The sequence below is a fragment of the Trichodesmium erythraeum IMS101 genome (assembly GCF_000014265.1).
Classification (GTDB): Bacteria; Cyanobacteriota; Cyanobacteriia; order Cyanobacteriales; family Microcoleaceae; genus Trichodesmium; species Trichodesmium erythraeum.
Genome location: NC_008312.1, coordinates 146,317 through 166,413, shown reverse-complemented (window position 1 = coordinate 166,413; position 20,097 = coordinate 146,317). Strand labels below are relative to the sequence as shown.

Below are 20,097 nucleotides of genomic sequence, written 5' to 3'. Positions count from 1 at the left end.
GGTATGCATAAATCAAGGTTAAAATCAAGGTTAAAATCAAAAATATGAAAAAATACCTAAAAGGAAATCCTCAAAAGGTTTTCACTCTTGTGAAATTTTATTGCTGTTGACGATGCAAAATTTGAGGTAATCCGATAAGAAGCAAAGGTTTGGGACAACAGAAGACTTATGGAGATGACTGCCGTAAATGATAGGAAAAAAGATCCAATTATGAAGTTAGCCTGTGGCAAAAGTATTTCTGGTCTAAGACAAAAAAAGTAATCAAATTAAACAAAATAAGGTCAAATATTCATAATGGATAGTAAAGATATAGAGCAATTTATTCTGAAGTTTGATGTGGCTGCTTTGCACAAGCAAAGAAATAAGATACTTAATAAACCTAATTTAATTGGAGTAGGAGCAGGGAGGTGTGGAACTACATCCTTATATCAATATTTAGCAGCACATAAAGATGTTTATATGTCTCCAGTGAAGGAAATCAATTACTTTGGTATCAGAAATACTGAAAAAAATAAGTATGGAATAACTTTTAGGGAATATCTCTATTATTTTATGGGGGCAGAAAGTCAAAAATGTATTGGGGAAATTTCTCCTATTTATCTTGGTATTCCAGAATGTGCTTCTCTGATAAATGAAAAGTTGGGAAATATTAAGATATTGATTACTATTCGAGATCCTATAGAAAGAATGATATCTCATTATAAACACCATTTAGATAAACATCAAATAAATGATCTTAATGAATACTGTGAAAAGGGTCTGAAGATACTTAGAGACCATGAAGAAAAAAAATACCAACTTAATTGGTTTCATCCTGTTAAAAACATGACGCAATCTCTTTATTTTGAGGGAGTAAAGAGATATATCCAGCAATTTGGGAAGGAAAATGTTTTGATAATTACTTATGATCAACTAAAGAAGCATTCAAAAGTAGTATTAAAAGAAATTAATCAGTTTTTGGCTATTGAGGATGTCGAACAAGAGTTGTATAAAGCTAACTCTTCGCCGAAAGATAGAGATAAAGATTTTCAATTAAATAGAGAGACAATGAAGGAACTTTTAGAAAAGTTTAATGAGGACCTAGCCAAATTAGATGAATTAACTGGATTAAAGACAACTCATTGGTTAGAAAAATATTAAAAAGTACATTTTGTTAATTTCCTATATTTTATGATTTATGTTATGTTCAGAAAAAGGGAAGATTATTAATAATTTATTTACGCAAACAAAAGGTATTATTAAATATTAGGAATAGCTAAAAAATATGTTAATTAATTCATCAATGGAAGAGAAGCGCAGGAATGAGGAGCACAAAAAAAGCTCGATCGTTACACCGAAGAAGCCTCCAGCTCCCCAGAATCTTTTTAAGATTGCACCCCAACCTTTATTTTCAAAAAAACATAACCTAGCTCTACTATGGTCGGCCAAAGCTGGATGTACTTTTTCCGTTAAGTGGTTTTTTGATAAAATAGGGTTTCTTGATATGGCTCTGTTCTATCACCCTTGGATTCATTGTTTTCGAACTCAAGTATTTTGCGAGTCTGTTGAGTATAAAAGATATTTAAAAAATAGGAATACAGTTGCAGAACTACTCGACGGTGAAATCAAGATTATCAAAGTTGTATGTAATCCTTTCTCTAGGGTTGTTAGTTCTTATCTGGCAGCAATTAAGGGAATTACAGCTGCTCAAGACAACTACGATACAGAAAAAATTAGGAACTTTTTAGGCAGAGAAGTGAACGAAAAAGACACTTTTTCCTTTAGAGAATTTGTAGCATATTTAGAAAGTTTAGATATATTTTTATGCAATATTCACTGGCGGATACAACAGCACAAGAGCGAAAAAGTAGGTTTAATTGTACCAAATTATGTCGTTCACCTAGAGAATAGCTACGAGCAACTAAGGCAAATAGAAATAGATTTGGGACTAAATACGAGCAACTTTGACGAGCTAAGAAAATCCGGACATCATTCAAAGAGATTAGCAGAATTGGAGGGTTGTTTTGCAGATGAACACTTTACTTTTTTAGACAAAGATGTGGCTTTTCCTCCTTCAAAAAATTTTTATGACGACACAGTTAAAAAAGCAGTGGCAAATTTATATCAAGTTGATTTTGAATCTTATGGTTACGATAAAAACATGACGTTATAAATTTTGTGCTGCAGGAAATGGGGTGAATTAAAAATTCATAAATTCCAATCTCTAATTTTGACCAATCATTTACTTAAAGATAATCTATGATATGATATAAATCAATATAATTTATACAGGGCTTACGCAAAGGCGCTATATATAGTGCATGAGAATTTTGACGACCTTCACTATAGCTTTATGGGATACGGCTAACGCCACGCTCCGCGAACGCCTAACTATTTTTATTCAAAAAATTTTTAGTTATTTAAGTTAAATAACCTTCATTTTAATTGAAAGATGTTTCAATTCTGAGGTTAGATATTTTGATAATAATCCGTGCTTAACTTGATAAATACTTTTTCCTATTTTAAAACCTACATTCCGCAGGATAAAATGTAGCACAGAAAGAGGGGGAAAGTCGAGCAAGTATTTATACTTATAATATGGGGTAGGAGACGATCGCTTTCTCAATAGAATGGTATCAGTTGCCGGAATTTACCAATGACCAATTCAAAATTTGCCAAAGTTCCTCTATCACCTAGTGCGATCGCACTAATTGCCAAGGGATTTATTCTACTACTATTCAATCGTTGATTATTTTGGCCCTCTACCTGTTTTCATCTCAAGTTTCTCAACTGAGTAGATAGTATCTTTGACAACTTGGAGGAAAAAACTTCAATAATTCTAAACGTTCCGGAGTGAGGTTAGATATACTCTTAAATCCAGAATTAATCAATAAATGAATCGACTGAAAACATTGAAATATCCAATCGTTTTGTTGGCCTATTAGTAGGACGGCCCAATTGATTTTTTGGCCCAATTGATTTTTTACAGTAGATTTAGTCCGGTTTAAAGTTTGACGAAGTTGACGCTGGCCTAAAGTAATTACCAACAAACATAATATGGAAAATCCATGCCCATAGCTATAAGGCTTTCAGGGATAGCATTCGGGGCGATAGATTAACAGGACTTACGGAAAGGCACTAACTATAGTGTAAATATCTAAGATAATTATCAAAAATACACTATATATAGCGGTACTGCGTAAGTCCTGATAAGTTTTATTAAGCCTGATTAATAAAACTTATCAATTTAATGTTAAGAAGTGCGGAATGTATGTTATAATAATAATAATAATAATGTAATAATGGTTACAAACATGCAAATGTCGGAACTTGATATGGACATCTTAGGGGTAACAGAAGCTCGTTTAAATGACATCATCACGAATACCGATGATGTCAATAGAAATGTAACAATAGAACCACTTGTCATTGCTGAGGGACAGGTGCTGTTTGACTTTGATGATATTTCAGACACAACTGGTTCGCAAGGATTCGGTGGACAAAAGGTTGGAGACTTTTTCTGGAGTGAAGATTGGGCGGTTATCCATAAAGATTCTAATCCTGGATCAGGTTATGAATATGGGAACGTTTCTCCACCCTACTCTGCATTTAATGGCTGGTCGAATCCAGTAAGCATTACTTCAGATCAAGACTTTACATTAAATAGTGCCTATTTGACTTCGGCGTGGGAGGATAACTTAGATATTCAGCTAAAAGGTCTTAATGATGGACAGGAGGTGCATTCCAAGACTGTCACTGTGAATAATCAGGGACCAACTCTGGTTCAATTTGATTTTACTGACGTAGATGAAGTCCAATTTGAATCTAATGTACATTTTGTTATTGATGATTTAGTCTATGAATTTGAAGAGGAAGAACCTGGTTCAATATCTGGTTATAACTGGGAAGACCTTAATGGTAACAGTCAATGGGACGATGGTGAAGCAGTATTAGAAGGCTGGACAATATACATAGACGAGAATAAAAATGGTCAACTAGATGATGGAGAAAAGTCTACTACCACTGATGGAGATGGTTATTATGAATTCAAAGACCTTGCTCCCGGAACTTACGTTATTGCTGAAGTCATCCAAGAAGGATGGACACAAACTTATCCTAAAGTAGAAGCAGAGATAGACACATCATTACGGTCTCAATCATCTTTAAGTAGTTTCTCTGAAACAGATACTATAAGTAATGGCAATACAAAAAATACAGCAGCCGATGGGTCTCAAGTATCTGCGAGTGAGTCTGAGACAAAATTTACTGGAGAAAACCTAGGCTTAGAAAATAGCTTTGTTGAAAATGAGATAATTGTTAAGATCAACAATTCACTCAATGATTCTGAAGTTAGTGTTCTTGAAAATCTCAAAACTCAGATCGGAGCAAGGACGGTCAAGGAAACAAAAACATCAGAATTAGAAGGTCTGCAACTGTGGAAATTTGATGGGGACACAATAGACGTTCTAAATCAACTCCAAGAAAACCCTGTAATAGAATACGCCGAATTGAACTATAAAGTTCAGACAAATTCTGAGCCTCCTAATGACCCTATGTTCAAGGATTTGTGGGGCCTTGACAATGAAACAAAGCCTGAGGCCAGTATTCAAGCGCTAAATGCTTGGGACATTCAAACAGGAAGTAAAGATATCGTAGTAGGAGTTATAGACACTGGTATCGACTATAGTCACCCAGACTTGGCCAACAATATGTGGACTAATTCTGGTGAAACTCCTGGTAACGGCATCGATGACGATAATAATGGCTATATAGACGATTATTATGGTTACGACTTTGCCTACGATGATGGCGATCCAATGGATCGTCAGAGTCACGGCACTCACGTAGCGGGAACTATTGGAGCAGAGGGCAACAATGGAGTAGGAGTAGTAGGGGTTAATCATCAGACAGACTTGATGGCGATTAAGTTCCTAAATGATCAAGGCTCTGGTAGTACATTTGACGCTATTTTGGCTGTAGAATATGCCACAATGATGGGAGCAGACATAACCAACAACAGTTGGGGAGGCGGAGGCTTTTCTCAAGGATTGTATGACGCAATTGCAGCAGCAGGGGAAGCAAATTCTTTATTTGTTGCAGCAGCAGGTAATAGCAGTAGGAACACCGATAACAGTCCAAGTTACCCAGCTAGCTATGACTTAGAAAATATTATTGCAGTTGCTGCCACGGATAAGAACGATAATATGTCTGGTTTCTCTAACTATGGAGCTACTACAGTAGATTTAGGTGCCCCTGGTTCTGGTATTTTAAGCACTGTGCCGGGAGAAAGGTATGCCTCTTACAGCGGTACTTCTATGGCATCTCCTCATGTAGCTGGAGTGGCAGCTTTGGTGTTAGCAGAAAATCCCGACTTGAGTTACGCAGAAGTCAAAGAAATAATTCTTGATAACGTTGACTCTATTTCAGCACTTAATGGCAAGACATTAACGGGGGGTCGATTGAATGCAGACAATGCCTTATCTGCAATGGGGAGTCCTCCTGAAAACCCCGGAACTCATACTGTAGAATTGAATTCTGGCGAAACTATTACTGATATCAACTTCGGCAACCAAGAAATTATTCCCGGTTCAATATCTGGTGTTAACTGGCATGATCTTGATGGTAACAGTCAAAGGGACGATGGTGAACCAGTATTAGAAGGCTGGAAAATATACATAGATGAGAATGAAAATGGTCAACTGGACGATGGAGAAACGTCTACTACCACTAATGAAAATGGTTATTATGAATTCATGGGTCTTGATCCCGGAACTTACTCTATTACTGAAGTCATCCAAGATGGATGGGAGCAAACTTATCCTTCTAAGCTTGAAGTAATCTTTGAGGCAGACTTCAGTAGTGATGATAACCAACCAGATTTGGATGGCTTTACTCTTGACAATGGTTTTATCCCAGAGCAGTCGTTGAATATACTATCCCGATCCGGTGATGGGCCTGGTACCCTTCGCGGAAACCCAACTGAAGGCTTGTGGCATCTATCCACCCGACGTGGTGATGAACCAGGTCACAGTGCTCAAGATAGTATGTACTATGGAGACGAAGCAACAGGTGACTATGATAAAGGACATACCGCCGGTCGAATTATTTCTCCAGATATTGACTTAAGTGATCAAGGTAATGCTGAGCTTTCCTTTAACTATTTTTTAGAGACGGAAGATTTATCTCCTTGGGATTCAGCAAAAGTACTTATTTCAACAGATGGTGGTACTAATTTTGAGGAGATTGCATCGAATCATGATAATAAATTAGAAGACCCCACTACGGGATGGATAAATGCTACATTTGACCTAAATGACTATGTAGGGGAAACAATTAAGATCAGTTTTGAGTTTAATACTGGGGATCAGATATATAATAGATATGAAGGGTGGTACATTGATGATGTGACAGTAAGAGCTTCAGTAGAGAGTCAGTATCACAAAGTAGAATTAGATAATGGTGAAACATTTGATGATATTGACTTCGGAAATTTGGCTCTTGAAGCTGAACCTGATCTAACGATCATAGAAGATGAGGGCACAGCATCCTTCGCCCAAGACAAAGATAAAACCTATTGGATCATCAATAATGAGACACAAGATGAGTTCCAACTCCATCACAAGGATGGCACAACCTACAATGACGAAAGTCACCCACACTGGGACGGTGCAGCTGCGGAAGTTGGAGATAGTGGCTATCGCTTCCTTCTCGACGGGGACAAAGGAAGAAAAGGTCAAGCCCTTGTCTGGGATACTGATGAGAATGGTAAAATCATCAAAAGTTCAGGTTGGATATCTGACAAAACCTCCCTCCATGATTTTGAGGAGGAGTTCAATCATGATCTAAATGATGATGGTTTAATTGGCGAACCTGATCTAACGATCATAGAAGATGATGGCACAGCATCCTTCGCCCAAGACAAAGATAAAACCTATTGGATCATCGATAATGACACACAAGATCAGTTCCAACTCCATCACAAGAATGGCACAACCTACAATGACGAAAGTAGCCAACACTGGGACGGTGCAGCTGCGGAAGCTGTAGAGGGCGAAGAGGGCGGCTATCGCTTCCTTCTCGACGGGGACAAAGGAAGAAAAGGTCAAGCCTTTGTCTGGGATACTGATGAGAATGGTAAAATTGTGGGCAATTCAGGTTGGATATCTGACGAAACCTCCCTCGATGATTTAGAGAAAGAGTTCAATCATGATCTCAATGACGATGGTGTAATTCCTGCCTCAAACAATCTTGAGGATGAAATTGCAGCGATAGATACAAATATGATTGGTCTTGCAACAGCAAATCTCTTTTAACCTTGGCTAATCACCTTTAGTTATATCTTCAGGACTTACGCAGAAGCACTGTATCTATTATGGGTTAACGGTCTTCAAACCATACAGATGGTGTATATATTAATATTTTGCGTAAGTCTTGTGTATTTTAAGCTAGAACAAATTATTAAGTTTTAATTATGTCATCATCTTTCAAAGAAGTCGCTGTGGCTCAAAAAAATATGGAAATGGGCAAACAGCTTAAAGAGAAGGGTTCGTTCAAAGAAGCGATCGCCAAATACAATATGGCCCTTAAACTAACCCCAGACAACATACAGGTTTTGAACCAGTTGGCTTCGATTTATGAAGCCCAAGAAAACTGGGAAGAAGTAGTCAAATGTTGCAGAAAAATTGTGGCTTTCCAACCCACTAATGCTAGGGCATATCTCCGACAGGCCAGAGCTCTAAAACAACAAAATAAACTCTATGGGGCAATAGCTGCGTTTCAAGAAGCCATTGAAATAGACAAAGACATACTTAAAGCCCAAGACTACAAGCAATTAGGAGATATATTTGTTCAACTAAAAAGCTCTGAAAACCAAAAAGCTCTGGCTAATGATGCGATCGCGACTTATAAAAAAGCTGTGGAACTGAAACCTGATTTCCCCCCACAGGTTCATATTAGCTTGGCTGACACTCTGCAAAAACAGGAACGCTTTGAGGAAGCTATTGTTTCATATCAAAAAGCATTAGAAGTAAAACCAGATTTGGGTGCAGGGGTCTATACTAAGTTAGGGAAAGCCCAGCTCAAACAGGGGCAACTAGACGAAGCGATCGCTACTTATCAAAAAGCAATTGAGTTAGATCCGAGTTCTGTAGCTGCTTACCAAAATCTGGGGAATGCTTTACAACAAAAAAGCTTATTCAATGATGCAATCAATTCTTATCAAAAGGCGATAGAACTCAATCCAAATGCTCCCGGTTTATATCGTTTGATGGGCGATTTAATGACAAAACAAGGTCGGACGACTGAAGCTGATCAATATTACCAAAAAGCTACTTCAATTTAGCTAAATCGACGGTAAATAAATGGGGATCAATTTCAATATATTTTGCTCTCATACCAATTCCCATGCATTAATGCTCAACTTAGGTAACACTTGAGTTATTAAATGATTAATATAGGTATAATAACCATTGGGCTAATTCAAGCTAAGTTAATGTTAGTTATTCTTATGTTTATTACTCTCCTAATGCGCTGGTGAAGAAAATGTAGAAAAGTTTTTTAGGAATGATATAACTCTCATTTTTACCCCTTAGTTTTCAAGAAAAATTAGGAGGTTATAAATGGGAGTTTTTCTCTATTTGTAATTGTCTTTATTTTGATTAATTTAATTTAGATGGAACTTGCTGAAACTTACTTAAAACATGGCAAAAACTACTCTGATGAAGGAAAATGGGAAGAAGCTATCTTCTATTATAAAAAACTTACTGAACTGCAACCTAATAACTGGGAAGTTTACCAAAATTTAGGAAATGCTTTGTTGGAGATCGAAAGTTGGCAAGATGCAGTTACTGCTTACCGTCATGCTATCCAACTCAACCCAAATTTAGATTTTTCTCATTATCAGTTAGGGGAGGCATTAATCAAATTAGAACAGTGGCAGGAGGCGATCGCTGCTTACCAACGCGCTTTAGAACTCAATTCAAATTTACCTAATATCTATCAAAAACTGGGTGACGCGTTTCAACAAAAAATAACCACAGATCGCATAGCAATATTAAATACTTATAGACAGGAAATTCAGCAAAACCCTGACAATATTCAGATTTATAACCGAGCTTTAGAACTTCAACCTAATGATGTGGAATTCTGTTTTGGTTTGGCTAATGCTTTAGCTAAAAAGGGAGAAATTAATCAGGCAATTAACACCTATAAAAGGGTACTTCGACTACAACCAACTCATCCTGAAGCAACTTTAAAATTAGAGAACCTATTAAACCAACAACAAAATAACTCTCATCTTCAAGTTCACCAAGTATCATCACTAGAACAATCTAAAAAATATTTAGAGAACTTAAGTAAAATAGCCTTAGAAGTATTTTTAAACACAGGTTCTCAAATCATTTTTCCTGAAATAGAGAATCCATTAGTTAGTATTATTCTGATTTTACATAATCGTGCAGAGTTAACTTTAAGCTGTTTAAATTCAATTCTAAAAAATAGTTTTAGCTCCTTTGAAGTAGTTATTGTCGATAACTGTTCTACAGATAAAACTCAGCAACTACTGTCACAAATTCAAGGAGTAAATATTATTTTTAATCCGGAAAATTATCATTATCTTCTAGCTTGTAACCAGGCAGCTAAGTTAGCTAAAGGTGATTTTATTTTATTTTTAAATAACGATGCTCAGATTTTAGGAAATAGCATTACTGCGGCAGTTGAAACTATCAAATATTCAGACAATATTGGTGCTGTCGGTGGCAAAATTATTTTCCCCGATGGCACTCTTCAGGAAGCAGGAAATATTATCTGGCAAGATGGTTCTTGTTTTTGTTACGGAAGGGGTGATTTTCCAATAGCACCCCAATATATGTTTAGGCGATCGGTTGATTATTGTTCGGGAGTATTTTTGTTAACTCCTCGTAACTTGTTTCTAGAAATGGGTGGTTTTGATGAAGCTTATCAACCAGCTTATTATGAAGAAACTGATTATTGTGTTCGACTTCAGAAGTTAGGTAAAAAAATCATTTACGAACCTAATGTTAATATTCTTCACTACGAGTTTGCTAGTTCTAGTCGAGAACAAGGGTTTAAACTGATGGAAACCAACCAAAAAGTCTTTGTAGAAAAACATCAAGATTGGCTTCAGTTTCAGCATCCACCTGATTCTAATAATGTTTTATTAGCTCGTACTGCTAGGGAAAATCCTTTCACTTTAAGTATAAGGAAACAACTGCTTTTTATTGATGATAAAATACCTCATCCTTTTTTAGGTTCTGGTTATAGCCGCAGTCACAGTATTTTATCTCAAATAGTTAATATGGGATACGCGGTAACATTCTATGCTGGAGACCCTTTTTATCAAGAAGAATGGGTGACTACTTATGGGGATATATCCAGAGAAGTTGAAGTCATTATCGGTTATGGTTTGCCTCAGTTAAATGAGTTTCTCCGAGAGAGAAAAGGGTATTACAATATAGTATTTGTCAGCCGTCCTCACAATATAGAACAATTAAATTCGATATTATTAAAGGTAAATTTATTAGAGGGAGCAAAGATAATTTATGATTCGGAAGCTCTGTACTGTTTGAGAGAGTTTGAGCGACGAAAATTAGAAGGGGAAAAAATCTCATCAGAGGAAATGCAAAGGTTAATTTATGAGGAATTAAAACTAGCAGAAACTAGCGATTATATTATTTCAGTTTCAGAAGAAGAAAGGCAGAAATTTATTGAATATGGATATGAAAAAGTGGAAGTTATCGGACATTTTATGACGCCTTATCCTACAGTTAATAGTTTTTTCCAGCGCCAGAATATTTTATTTGTAGGTGCTATTTATGAATTAGATTCTCCTAATGCTGACTCAGTAATTTGGCTGTGTCAAGAAATATTTCCTCAAATACAAAGTTACTTAGGTCAAGAGGTTAAGTTGTTAATAGCTGGAAATAATGAGGTTGAAGGTTTAAAACAAAAAGTTGAAGGATTAGGAAATAGTTCAATTGAAATGTTAGGTCGAGTTGAAGATTTGACAGATTTATATAACAACTGTCGAATATTCGTTGCACCGACTCGCTTTGCTGCAGGTATTTCCCATAAAGTTCACGAAGCAGCAGCTTACGGTTTACCTATTGTTAGCACATCTTTAATTGGTCAACAGTTAGGATGGAAACATGAAATAGAATTATTGGTTGGTGATGATCAGATAAATTTTGCTCAACAATGTGTCAAGCTTTATCAAGATTCAGCCTTATGGAATGAACTGAGAAAAAATGCTATGAAGCGAGTTGAAACTGAATGTTCTCCTGAATTTTTTTCAGCAACTTTAAAGTCGATCTTAAAATCTTTAGAAAATTAGATATAGATAGGTATTATACTAATCATTAAAAACTTTGCTATGAAGATTTATCCGAATCTATGGTCTTAATTAATCCTTGTCTAGGGATAAAATATGGCAAGTTCAGGCGATCAATGTAAACTGATATTTTTGATGCCCAAAAACCAGCTATTTTTTGGTGAGTTCCAGTAGATTGTATTTTAAAAATACTTATGTATTTATGTATATTTACTCCTGACTTTAGTCATCGGCATTATTAGTTATCGTAGCCCAAAAAATACACCAGAAGATTACTTTCTAGCAGAACGAAAAATCAGTTCCATAGTTCTATATTTAATATTATCGTTTTTTGCCCCAACAAAGGCAAATAGAAATAGATTTGGGACTAAATACGAGCAACTTTGACGAGCTAAAAAAATCCGCACATCATTCAAAGAGATTAGCAGAATTGGAGGGTTGTTTTGCAGATGAACACTTTACTTTTTTAGACAAAGATGTGGCTTTTCCACCTTCAAAAAATTTTTATGACGACACAGTTAAAAAAGCAGTGGCAAATTTATATAAAGTTGATTTTGAATCTTATGGTTACGATAAAAACATGGGGTTAGTAGATATAGACATTTTTTCTGTTGTTTTGACTAATTGAGAATCAGCGATCGCAACGGTCGAGTAATTATCGGATATCTAATTGTGTTCTTCATTTTTGGCGGACTTGTCGGGCGCAAAGTTGCCAGAAACTACAATGCTGCCATTTCTAGAAGTACCTGTCTGTATACAGTTGTATAAGGTGGCAAGTCATGAGGTATCATTTCCCATTGGCATCTCGTTCTTTGTACATAAAATATACTATCCAAGAAGTCTCTCAGACATCCACTTGAATATGAGCTGTTCTTAGAAACCTACGATAATCTTTAGAAATCTTTGATTATCTGTTCTATTCCTGCTTCCTTCTGGCAACGTCGGCGTTATCCAGTCCACAGGCTGTCACGGTCGAACTGACCGCCATAGCTAGATTTAAACTAGCATTCAAATCTCGATCGCAACTGAAACCGCAATATTCACAATTGAATACACGCTCCGAGCAAGACAAAGAAGGTTTCACCTGACCACACCTACTGCAAGTCTTAGAGCTAGGAAACCATCTATCAACAACGATATACTTAGATCCGTATAGTTGACTCTTATACTCTAACTGTCTTCTGAACTCATAAAAACCCATATCGGCAACAGCCTTAGCTAGCTTATGGTTTGACATCATTCCTGATACATAATGGTCTTCTATTACTATTTGACTCTGGTTTTTAGCCAAATAAGTAGTTAGTTTATGCAGTGTATCTTTCCTGATGTTAGCTATTCTATTATGTAACGAGCACTATTTTTAGCTGTACTGCCCTCCAGTTATTGGAAAACTTAGTTTTATGCCTGTGATTGATATTGCAGTCGTGATAGTTTAGACTCTAACTTTTTGTAAGATTTAGCACCATCAAACACTTCCCCTGTTGACAATGTTGCCAAAGTTTTAACTCAATAGTCTACACCAACTACACCTGCCAATTTCTCAGTAATTTGACATTCTCTGTCTACTTTGAAACTGACAAACCATCTATCAGCTTTCCTGCTAATAGTTACAGATTTAGGAGTTACATTATCGATCTAAACTTCATAAGTTTTCATCCATCCTATTCGAGGTAGTTTGATATGATTAAAACCTACTGATATTGAACCATCTAAAGTGAAGCTATCGTCTTTACCTTTTTTCTGAAATTTAGGTACTCCCGACACTTTACTAAAACAACCCTTCCAAGCATTGGATAAATGCCTTAAAGCATATTGAGGCGCTGTTTTAGATACTTCATAGTACCAATAGTTATTAGGTTTAACTATTGCTACTAAAAGTTTATGCAGGTATATTGCAGTAGGAAATTTAAGTTTACTATCAGGATTATTGGAATTGTGAGTAAGGATATTTCTAGTTAACCATAATCCCCAATTGTAAGCATGACGCGCTACACCCGCGTGTTTGGCCAGCAGCCTTTTTTGCTAGTTTGTGGGGTGTAATTCAGTTTTGAATCCTAGTATCATAAAACAGATAATTTTAGATTTTAAAAGATAATCTCAGATTTTAGCCAACAGTTACAAACCCCAAATTCCTTGGGCTTAGGTAGAAGAGGTTTGAGGGGCTCCCATTCTAAATCACTCAGGTCACTTGAGCATAGCTCATTGATGTTATACCATTGGTCAAAAACTTTTCTACATTTTATTGAGTAGGAAAGTAGGTTAGTAGAGTAGTAGAGGAGAAGTAAACATAATCATAATTAGCATTAACTTAGCTATAAATAGTCAAAAAGTCATGAATTATTTAACCACTAAAGTTTTACAATAAAATTATAATCAATGCATGGAAATTGGTATTAGCTTTTTGGGCAGAATAACGGACGGCTTTGTTGCATGAAAGTAGTGATCGCCAAAAACTTCCATCAGGAAGTTAACTAGATTTTCACTTTGTGACTTTTGGGTTTACCTGTTTGAATCATACGGTTCAGCATGGCACATTGTATGAACAACTCTACTGCTTGGGCTTTCGAATTTTCGTCGTCGTAACTGACCTCCAAAGTTCACTTTGAGTCTAAACATTGTGGTTTCTGATAGAGAACGCTGATGGTAACCACTTTCATGCTTCCATTTTTGGCGTCCTACCTTTCTGATTCTTCTGAGGTTTTCATCTCTGGGATGAGGTGGGCATTTGCAGTTGCCGTGTTGACCTATTACTGCATTTTTCCTGGGTGGAATTGTTACTTTTGCTCCTAGTTGGTTAGCTTTCTCGTAACGGTGGTCCTGTATATGTAGTGATAAGCCAATATAAATGATTAGTTATTGACATCAATCTTGAAAACATTAAGTTTTTTATGCTTAATAATTCAAAATTTTTATCTAGGCGATCGCTACATAATAATCAGTCATTAAACTATCAAGAATTAAACTCAACTATCATGAAAAAAGTATGCTATTATCTATGACAGTAATAAGAAAAAATCTATATAATTCAGATGTCCATTCATAAATTAATCTGTCCTAGTTGTGGCAGTAATCATATTGTCAAAAATGGGACTATTCACAACAAAAAACAAAAATATCAATGTCAAAATTGTCAGAGACAATTTGTCGAAAATAGTCAAAGAGATTATATTAGTAATGAAACCAAAGAACTTATTGATAAATTAAAATAGAGAAAAAATTAGTTTAGCTGGTATAACCCGTGTAACAGGCGTGTCAGAAAAATGGCTCCAGAATTACGTCAATAATAAGTATGCTGAGGTTTCACGCTCTATTAAATGTACTAAAAAAAAACAGGTAAACTCACCATTCAATGTGATGAAATGTGGTCATTTGTAGGCAATAAAAATAATAAACAATGGCTGTGGTTAGCGATTGATATAGAAACTAAAGAAATTGTGGGTTTTTACTTAGGGGAAAGAGGAGAAAAAGGGGCAGCATAGATTATGGAATTCTAACCCACGGTGTCTTAAGGCCGTGTGCAGTTTGTTATACAGATTTTTGGTCAGCTTACGAGCTTGTCTTTCCTGAAGAGAGACATAAATCAGTGGGGAATATTCAGGTTTAACAGCTTATATAGAAAGATTGAATAATACTTTGCGTCAAAGAATTTCTCGGTTGGTCAGAAAGACTTTATCCTTTTCTAAAAAGCTTCGGTCCCATCTAGGAGCTATTTGGTATTTCATTAATCATTATAATGAAGCGATCGCTTCACTGTAATTTTATCACTACATATACAGGACTACCCTCGTAACATTTATACTTGTGATCTGCTCCATCTCCTGATACTTGGGCTATTTCCCCATCTACTCCATTTCTCAAGTTCAGAAAATGCTTGTGAATCACTGACATCATTGGTAGTCACTACTCCACTGACAATCTCTCCTGTAGCCTCATTTACTCCTAGGTGTAATTTACCCCATGTACGCCGTTTACTGACACCATGAACTTTTGTTTTCCATTCACCTTCTCCGTAAACTTTCACCCCTGTAGAGTCTACTACTGTACGGAATAGTTTCATTAGTTGGTATAACTGGCAGTTGGATATTCAGTTTGAGCAAGGGACGGGATACAGTGCTATGGTCTGGTACTGGTAAATCTAAGTCCATCAATTGAAATATAGATTCGACAAAACCTTCAGTCTGTCGTCCGGCCAGACCAAACAATGATTGTATAGTGACCATAAATTCAATGGCCGTATTGCTATAGGTATTTGATGCCCCCCTACGTCCAGTTTTTTGTTGATTTACCCACTGCTCTATGACTTCATCATTCAACCAAAATGTGAGGCTCCCTCTCTGTCTTAGGGACGCATCAGACCTACGACCAGTTGCTGAAGAGGTACTTAGACTTGGACTTGGACTTACTCATCTCTACCCTTACTATAGGTTTCTTGTGCCACACGCTTATTGTTACCATATTTTCTATCTTTATACAACAAAGCCCCATTATTGTCTAATAATTAAAGATTTTTAGCAAATTAATTGAACAATTTGTAATCTATTTTCCTGGAAAAACTTTGCTTTTTTACTGGCACTAGATCATATATATTCAAAGTGATATGTATCCGAAAAACAACTAATTATAGTATAAATAATTGAATATGACAGCAAACTATATATAGCGTGCTTGCGTAAGTCCTGTACATTGTTATTTGAGATGATTTTAATACTATATCGCTTACATAACGCAAATTATCAACTCAGTCCAAGGTCCTAGCAACCGAGTTTCTTTCAGTAAGCCTATAAAATAAATTTATTCTAGTGATTCACATTTGATTTTTGATTTGGCTAAACCTGTTGTAAAATAAAGCAATTAGTCAATCGAATTTTACAAAATATCATTGGGAATGAAAGAAAATCATAAATCAACAGTAGTAATTACAGGTGCATCCTCAGGGGTAGGTTTACACGCTGCAAAAGCTCTAGCTAAAACAGGTGAATGGTATGTTGTAATGGCCTGTCGAGACATCTCAAAAGCAGAAAAAGTTGCCCAAGAAGTAGGAATGACACAAGACAGTTACACTGTTATGCACCTAGACTTGGCCAGTTTAGAAGTTGTAAAAAGGTTTGTCAAGACTTTTAGAGAAAGTGGTAGGTCTCTAGAAGCTTTAGTCTGCAATGCTGCAGTATATTTGCCATTATTAAAAGAACCGATGCGGAGTATAGATGGATATGAAATAAGTGTTGCTACAAATCATCTTGGGCATTTTCTCCTCTGTAATTTGATGTTAGAGGATTTGAAAAAGTCTCCTGCTAAAGATAAAAGATTAGTAATTTTAGGAACTGTAACAGCTAACCCGAAAGAGTTAGGAGGAAAAATCCCGATTCCAGCACCTCCAGATTTAGGAAACTTGCAGGGCTTTGAACAGGGTTTCAAAACTCCTATTTCAATGATTAACGCTAAGAAATTTAAGTCTGGCAAAGCTTACAAAGATAGCAAACTCTGTAATGTGTTGACAATGCGAGAGTTGCATCGGCGTTATTACAAATCAACGGGAATTGTTTTTAGTTCTCTGTATCCTGGATGTGTGGCAGATACACCTCTATTTCGAAATCATTATCCTTTATTCCAAAAACTGTTCCCACTGTTTCAAAAGAACATTACTGGAGGATATGTTTCTCAAGATTTGGCAGGGGAAAGGGTTGCTGCTGTGGTTAAAGATCCTGAGTATAAGGAGTCTGGCATCTATTGGAGCTGGGGAAATCGTCAAAAGAAGGATCGTAAGTCTTTTGTACAAGAGGTTTCTGATGAAGCCAGTGATGATGATAAGGCAATTAAACTTTGGGAACTAAGTTCTAAGTTGGTAGGACTGAGTTAGTTTTTTTTTAGGCGTTGCTGATGGGTGGATATGATTTGTATTTTTTAGTAATTGCCAAACTATTGAATAAAGTTATTTCATCATTCAATTTTCATTTTCATAACTTTTTCAGCAACACCGTTTTTTTTATAGTAACAGGGAAGCAAGGAAGTAGGGTAGTAGGGCAATAGCACAATTTTTTGTGTTTCATATTCACAAGTTCAGGACTTAGGCATCTATATTAAATCACAAACCATTTGTGGGATAGCAGTGAGATTAGGCATATTTATAGTTCAAACCCTTTAAAATAACCCATCATCAAGAAAAATTGTCAATATACCAGCACACTTTGCTATACTATGTAGCACTATCCGGTAGTTGATCGTACTGGTAAAAGATGGGAAATATTAGACTTACCTGAAACATGATCTAGTGAAAATGTTTTGCCTAGATTTATATTAGACATCTGCGATAATTAATATAAAGCCTTTGAAATACCTGGGTAAGAACTTAGTTTCCGCAGATGTCTATTAGATATGACAATAATTTGGTAGTTATTTGATACTGTAGGAGAAGTCTCTCATATTTGTAAAAAAGATTGCTTCTGGAAATTTTGAGAATGCCTCCTCAAAGATAATTTTCTTTTCTTTACTCCTCCCAAAAAACTATATTATTGTCATTACCCAGCAGCAACATGACGCAGAATAGTTAAAGGTTTCTGCTCCTTAATAATATTCATTTGTTCCTGGTTTTTTACCAACAAAGCACCTGCAAAACCCAAACTATTTACAGAAATAGACTGAAAATATTCATATGATCGCGGCACAACTAACATCCATTCTCCCGTTACCAAAAGATTATAATGACCAGACTGTTTCCCATTCATTCCATCACGACTTTCTATCCCCACTGCCTTGAGCAAAGTCAAATAAAATTCCAGTATTTCAGCAGCAGACTCAACCGGAGAATGCACCCAAGCAACATCTAACTTAGCTATAGCGTGTCTAAAAGGAAATTGTGACGTAATACCTATCCCGTTATTAAACTTAGCAGTAGCGATCGCTCTATCTATCGGTATTTTCTCTCCACTAGGTATCATAGGAAGAGGAACTACCTGCAAATGTTTATGACGTTGACTCGCACCCGCAGTTTTACCACCGTTATAAAAAGCTAAACCTTCAAACTCTCCCATACAACTACCCAAAGCTTGAAAATCTTGCAAATTAAGTAAACTTTCTTGTTCCTCAAATTCTCTAGTAACAATAAGTAAATGATAATCAACAACATTATATTTATTCAACAGACACAGATGAGTTGTAGAGATGTCTGCAACAAATAAGTCTTTCTCATAAGGTAGAAAAGGGTTAAAATCTTGGCCAGTAACAATAATATTTTTTTCCTGCTGTTTTCTAGCTTGCTCTTTACCCGATAAATTAGACAAAATGCGCACCACAAAGCGAATATTATCCTGTTCCACAAATTCATATTCTGTGGGTATCGGTTGGAGTGCGCCACAATAGAGAGCATATTTAGTTTGTTGTTTGAGTCTTTCTGTGAGAGTACCTGATGCTAATAAAAGTTGATTTTCGGACATAATTAAATTTTGGATATCATATTATAGCGCTATGCGCCAGTCACAATTCAACCTTCCTATTCTTCCCTAAAAGGGGAACCCACCCATTCAAAAGTAATTAATGAAGTGAGTTTTTCCGACTTTAATTTTCCGGAAACAGAATTAACCAATGTTTGGCGATGCAAGTCAAAAAGCGATGCATTCAAAAGTAATTATATAGCACTACGCAAATACCTTAGGATATTTATCTGTTCTCTATTTCCTGTTTCCTATTCCCTTACAAGCCAAATTCTCCAGTCCTAACCAAAAGATTTAGTGTTATGGCAGTCAATGCCTTAAGTTTTGAGAACTAAAAAAAAGTTCCCGTTTTTCAATGGGAACTCCTATTTAATACTTTGAGTAAAAATTTGAGGAAAAATATGCTAAAAATAGCATCAAAGCTTTATATATAGGTTTGAAATTTGATTAACCTGTTCTATGACCTATCTAGGTTTGAGCCATTCGTAGCAATAGTTGCGTATTTTCGTGCCCCCAATGCTTAGTAAGAATAAGCATTTTCGCGTTTTTATAAATGTTAAAGTACTGTTAATAGGAACTACTTTGGAAGTATTAATTTCAATTTTTGGCAGGGCATAGAAACTTAATTGTGAAATGAATTCACTTTATTACCCAAATTTCAACAACTATTTGAAGCTGGAAAGCTATCTCATAGCTAGAATTTTAATTTCCCCAATTACAATGTTTAGATTAATCCTTTAGTATATCATTACAAAATAATTGAGCTGACTCAAAATCTTGGCCAGAACTATTCGCTTGAGATTCTTTGTTTTCTAGAAAAGCTGCAACTGAAACTTTGGCTAAAGAACGAGTTGTTCCACTGGCACTATCTTGAACCCAATCATTATTACCTATTTTGTATTTAAAATCGCAATTATACTGATCATTAGCTGATCCTGCTTGTAAGAAGATACCTAGACAAGCTAATGCAGAGAGGATAAAATAACTTTTCACTGTAATCTCCTGATTTTTTTGCTGTTTAGATCGTTAATTACTATCTATATTCTTTTTATATCTCTAAATGAATATTTTTTATTGTTAAATACAATACTATTTACAGCTTTTTATTAATTTTTTGTGAACATAATTTGTTTTTTTTAAGTATAAATTCTTAGTTAAAAATTGAATAAATTAATATTAATTACAAATCTCTGATTTTCAATAAAAAAAATAATTTTTATGATATAATTAGGTTTTTAATTTTATCATGATTGTGAATAATATTTTACCTTTATATACTTGAATTGTCAAGGGTTTAAAATGACTATTTATATCAAAATTATCTATATTCTGAAATAATAAACA

General features: G+C 35.6%; 15 protein-coding genes and 3 pseudogenes. 8 read left to right on the top strand and 10 right to left on the bottom strand.

Annotation, left to right across the window (positions count from 1 at the left end):
* Positions 1-294 precede the first annotated feature (294 nt).
* Positions 295-1,140, top strand: coding sequence for a sulfotransferase domain-containing protein (locus TERY_RS00500; protein ID WP_011610015.1), 846 nt, complete (start codon positions 295-297; stop codon positions 1,138-1,140).
* Positions 1,141-1,264: 124 nt separating this feature from the next.
* The gene (locus TERY_RS00495) at positions 1,265-2,152 is read left to right on the top strand and encodes a sulfotransferase family 2 domain-containing protein (RefSeq protein ID WP_081432370.1); all 888 of its coding nucleotides are present in this window, start codon (positions 1,265-1,267) and stop codon (positions 2,150-2,152) included.
* A gap of 613 nt (positions 2,153-2,765) precedes the next feature.
* Here TERY_RS00495 and TERY_RS35835 read toward each other — a convergent pair.
* Positions 2,766-3,035: pseudogene (locus TERY_RS35835) on the bottom strand (IS1634 family transposase); the annotation flags it as partial.
* Between the two features lie 279 nt (positions 3,036-3,314).
* Between TERY_RS35835 and TERY_RS24560 the strand changes: the two are divergent.
* The 4 genes from TERY_RS24560 (at position 3,315) to TERY_RS00470 (ending at position 11,954) form a co-directional block, all read left to right on the top strand.
* Positions 3,315-7,292 carry a S8 family serine peptidase gene (locus TERY_RS24560; protein WP_052845727.1) on the top strand — a complete coding sequence of 1,326 codons (3,978 nt, stop codon included), beginning with the start codon at positions 3,315-3,317 and terminating at the stop codon, positions 7,290-7,292.
* 158 nt (positions 7,293-7,450) lie between these two features.
* Positions 7,451-8,320, top strand: coding sequence for a tetratricopeptide repeat protein (locus TERY_RS00480; RefSeq protein WP_011610011.1), 870 nt, complete (start codon positions 7,451-7,453; stop codon positions 8,318-8,320).
* A gap of 330 nt (positions 8,321-8,650) precedes the next feature.
* Positions 8,651-11,329: a tetratricopeptide repeat protein gene (locus TERY_RS00475; protein ID WP_011610010.1), complete on the top strand. Its 2,679-nt coding sequence runs from the start codon at positions 8,651-8,653 to the stop codon at positions 11,327-11,329.
* 328 nt (positions 11,330-11,657) lie between these two features.
* Complete coding sequence (locus TERY_RS00470) at positions 11,658-11,954, top strand: hypothetical protein (protein WP_011610009.1); 297 nt, start codon at positions 11,658-11,660, stop codon at positions 11,952-11,954.
* Between the two features lie 91 nt (positions 11,955-12,045).
* On the opposite strand, the gene TERY_RS26820 is transcribed toward TERY_RS00470, so the two are convergent.
* The 4 genes and pseudogenes from TERY_RS26820 to TERY_RS35820 all read right to left on the bottom strand — a co-directional run.
* Positions 12,046-12,174 (bottom strand): transposase, encoded by a 129-nt coding sequence (locus TERY_RS26820; protein WP_081432369.1) that lies wholly within the window; start codon positions 12,172-12,174, stop codon positions 12,046-12,048.
* Between the two features lie 68 nt (positions 12,175-12,242).
* Positions 12,243-12,617: an RNA-guided endonuclease InsQ/TnpB family protein gene (locus TERY_RS35830; protein ID WP_370496332.1), complete on the bottom strand. Its 375-nt coding sequence runs from the start codon at positions 12,615-12,617 to the stop codon at positions 12,243-12,245.
* A gap of 344 nt (positions 12,618-12,961) precedes the next feature.
* On the bottom strand, positions 12,962-13,090 hold the full coding sequence (locus TERY_RS35825) for a hypothetical protein (protein ID WP_370496331.1): 129 nt from the start codon (positions 13,088-13,090) through the stop codon (positions 12,962-12,964).
* A 707-nt stretch (positions 13,091-13,797) separates the two neighbouring features.
* Positions 13,798-14,146 (bottom strand): annotated as a pseudogene (locus tag TERY_RS35820) (transposase); the annotation flags it as partial.
* Between the two features lie 209 nt (positions 14,147-14,355).
* Here TERY_RS35820 and TERY_RS29570 point away from each other — a divergent pair.
* Positions 14,356-15,082 (top strand): annotated as a pseudogene (locus tag TERY_RS29570) (IS1 family transposase).
* 37 nt (positions 15,083-15,119) lie between these two features.
* Here the strand turns inward: TERY_RS29570 and TERY_RS00450 are convergent.
* Positions 15,120-15,383: a transposase gene (locus TERY_RS00450; RefSeq protein ID WP_081432368.1), complete on the bottom strand. Its 264-nt coding sequence runs from the start codon at positions 15,381-15,383 to the stop codon at positions 15,120-15,122.
* On the bottom strand, positions 15,325-15,639 hold the full coding sequence (locus tag TERY_RS26815) for a transposase (RefSeq protein ID WP_011611338.1): 315 nt from the start codon (positions 15,637-15,639) through the stop codon (positions 15,325-15,327). Before TERY_RS26815 ends, TERY_RS00450 begins: the two co-directional genes overlap by 59 nt.
* 572 nt (positions 15,640-16,211) lie before the next feature.
* Here TERY_RS26815 and TERY_RS00445 point away from each other — a divergent pair.
* Positions 16,212-17,183, top strand: coding sequence for a protochlorophyllide reductase (locus TERY_RS00445; protein ID WP_011610007.1), 972 nt, complete (start codon positions 16,212-16,214; stop codon positions 17,181-17,183).
* 658 nt (positions 17,184-17,841) lie between these two features.
* On the opposite strand, the gene TERY_RS00440 is transcribed toward TERY_RS00445, so the two are convergent.
* From TERY_RS00440 to TERY_RS00435, 3 genes are all read right to left on the bottom strand, one after another.
* A complete protein-coding gene (locus TERY_RS00440; protein WP_011610006.1) occupies positions 17,842-18,756 on the bottom strand; it encodes a DUF4922 domain-containing protein in 915 nt (304 codons plus the stop codon).
* A 56-nt stretch (positions 18,757-18,812) separates the two neighbouring features.
* Positions 18,813-18,941: a hypothetical protein gene (locus TERY_RS35815; protein ID WP_370496328.1), complete on the bottom strand. Its 129-nt coding sequence runs from the start codon at positions 18,939-18,941 to the stop codon at positions 18,813-18,815.
* A 541-nt stretch (positions 18,942-19,482) separates the two neighbouring features.
* Positions 19,483-19,746 (bottom strand): hypothetical protein, encoded by a 264-nt coding sequence (locus TERY_RS00435; protein ID WP_011610005.1) that lies wholly within the window; start codon positions 19,744-19,746, stop codon positions 19,483-19,485.
* Positions 19,747-20,097: the final 351 nt, after the last annotated feature.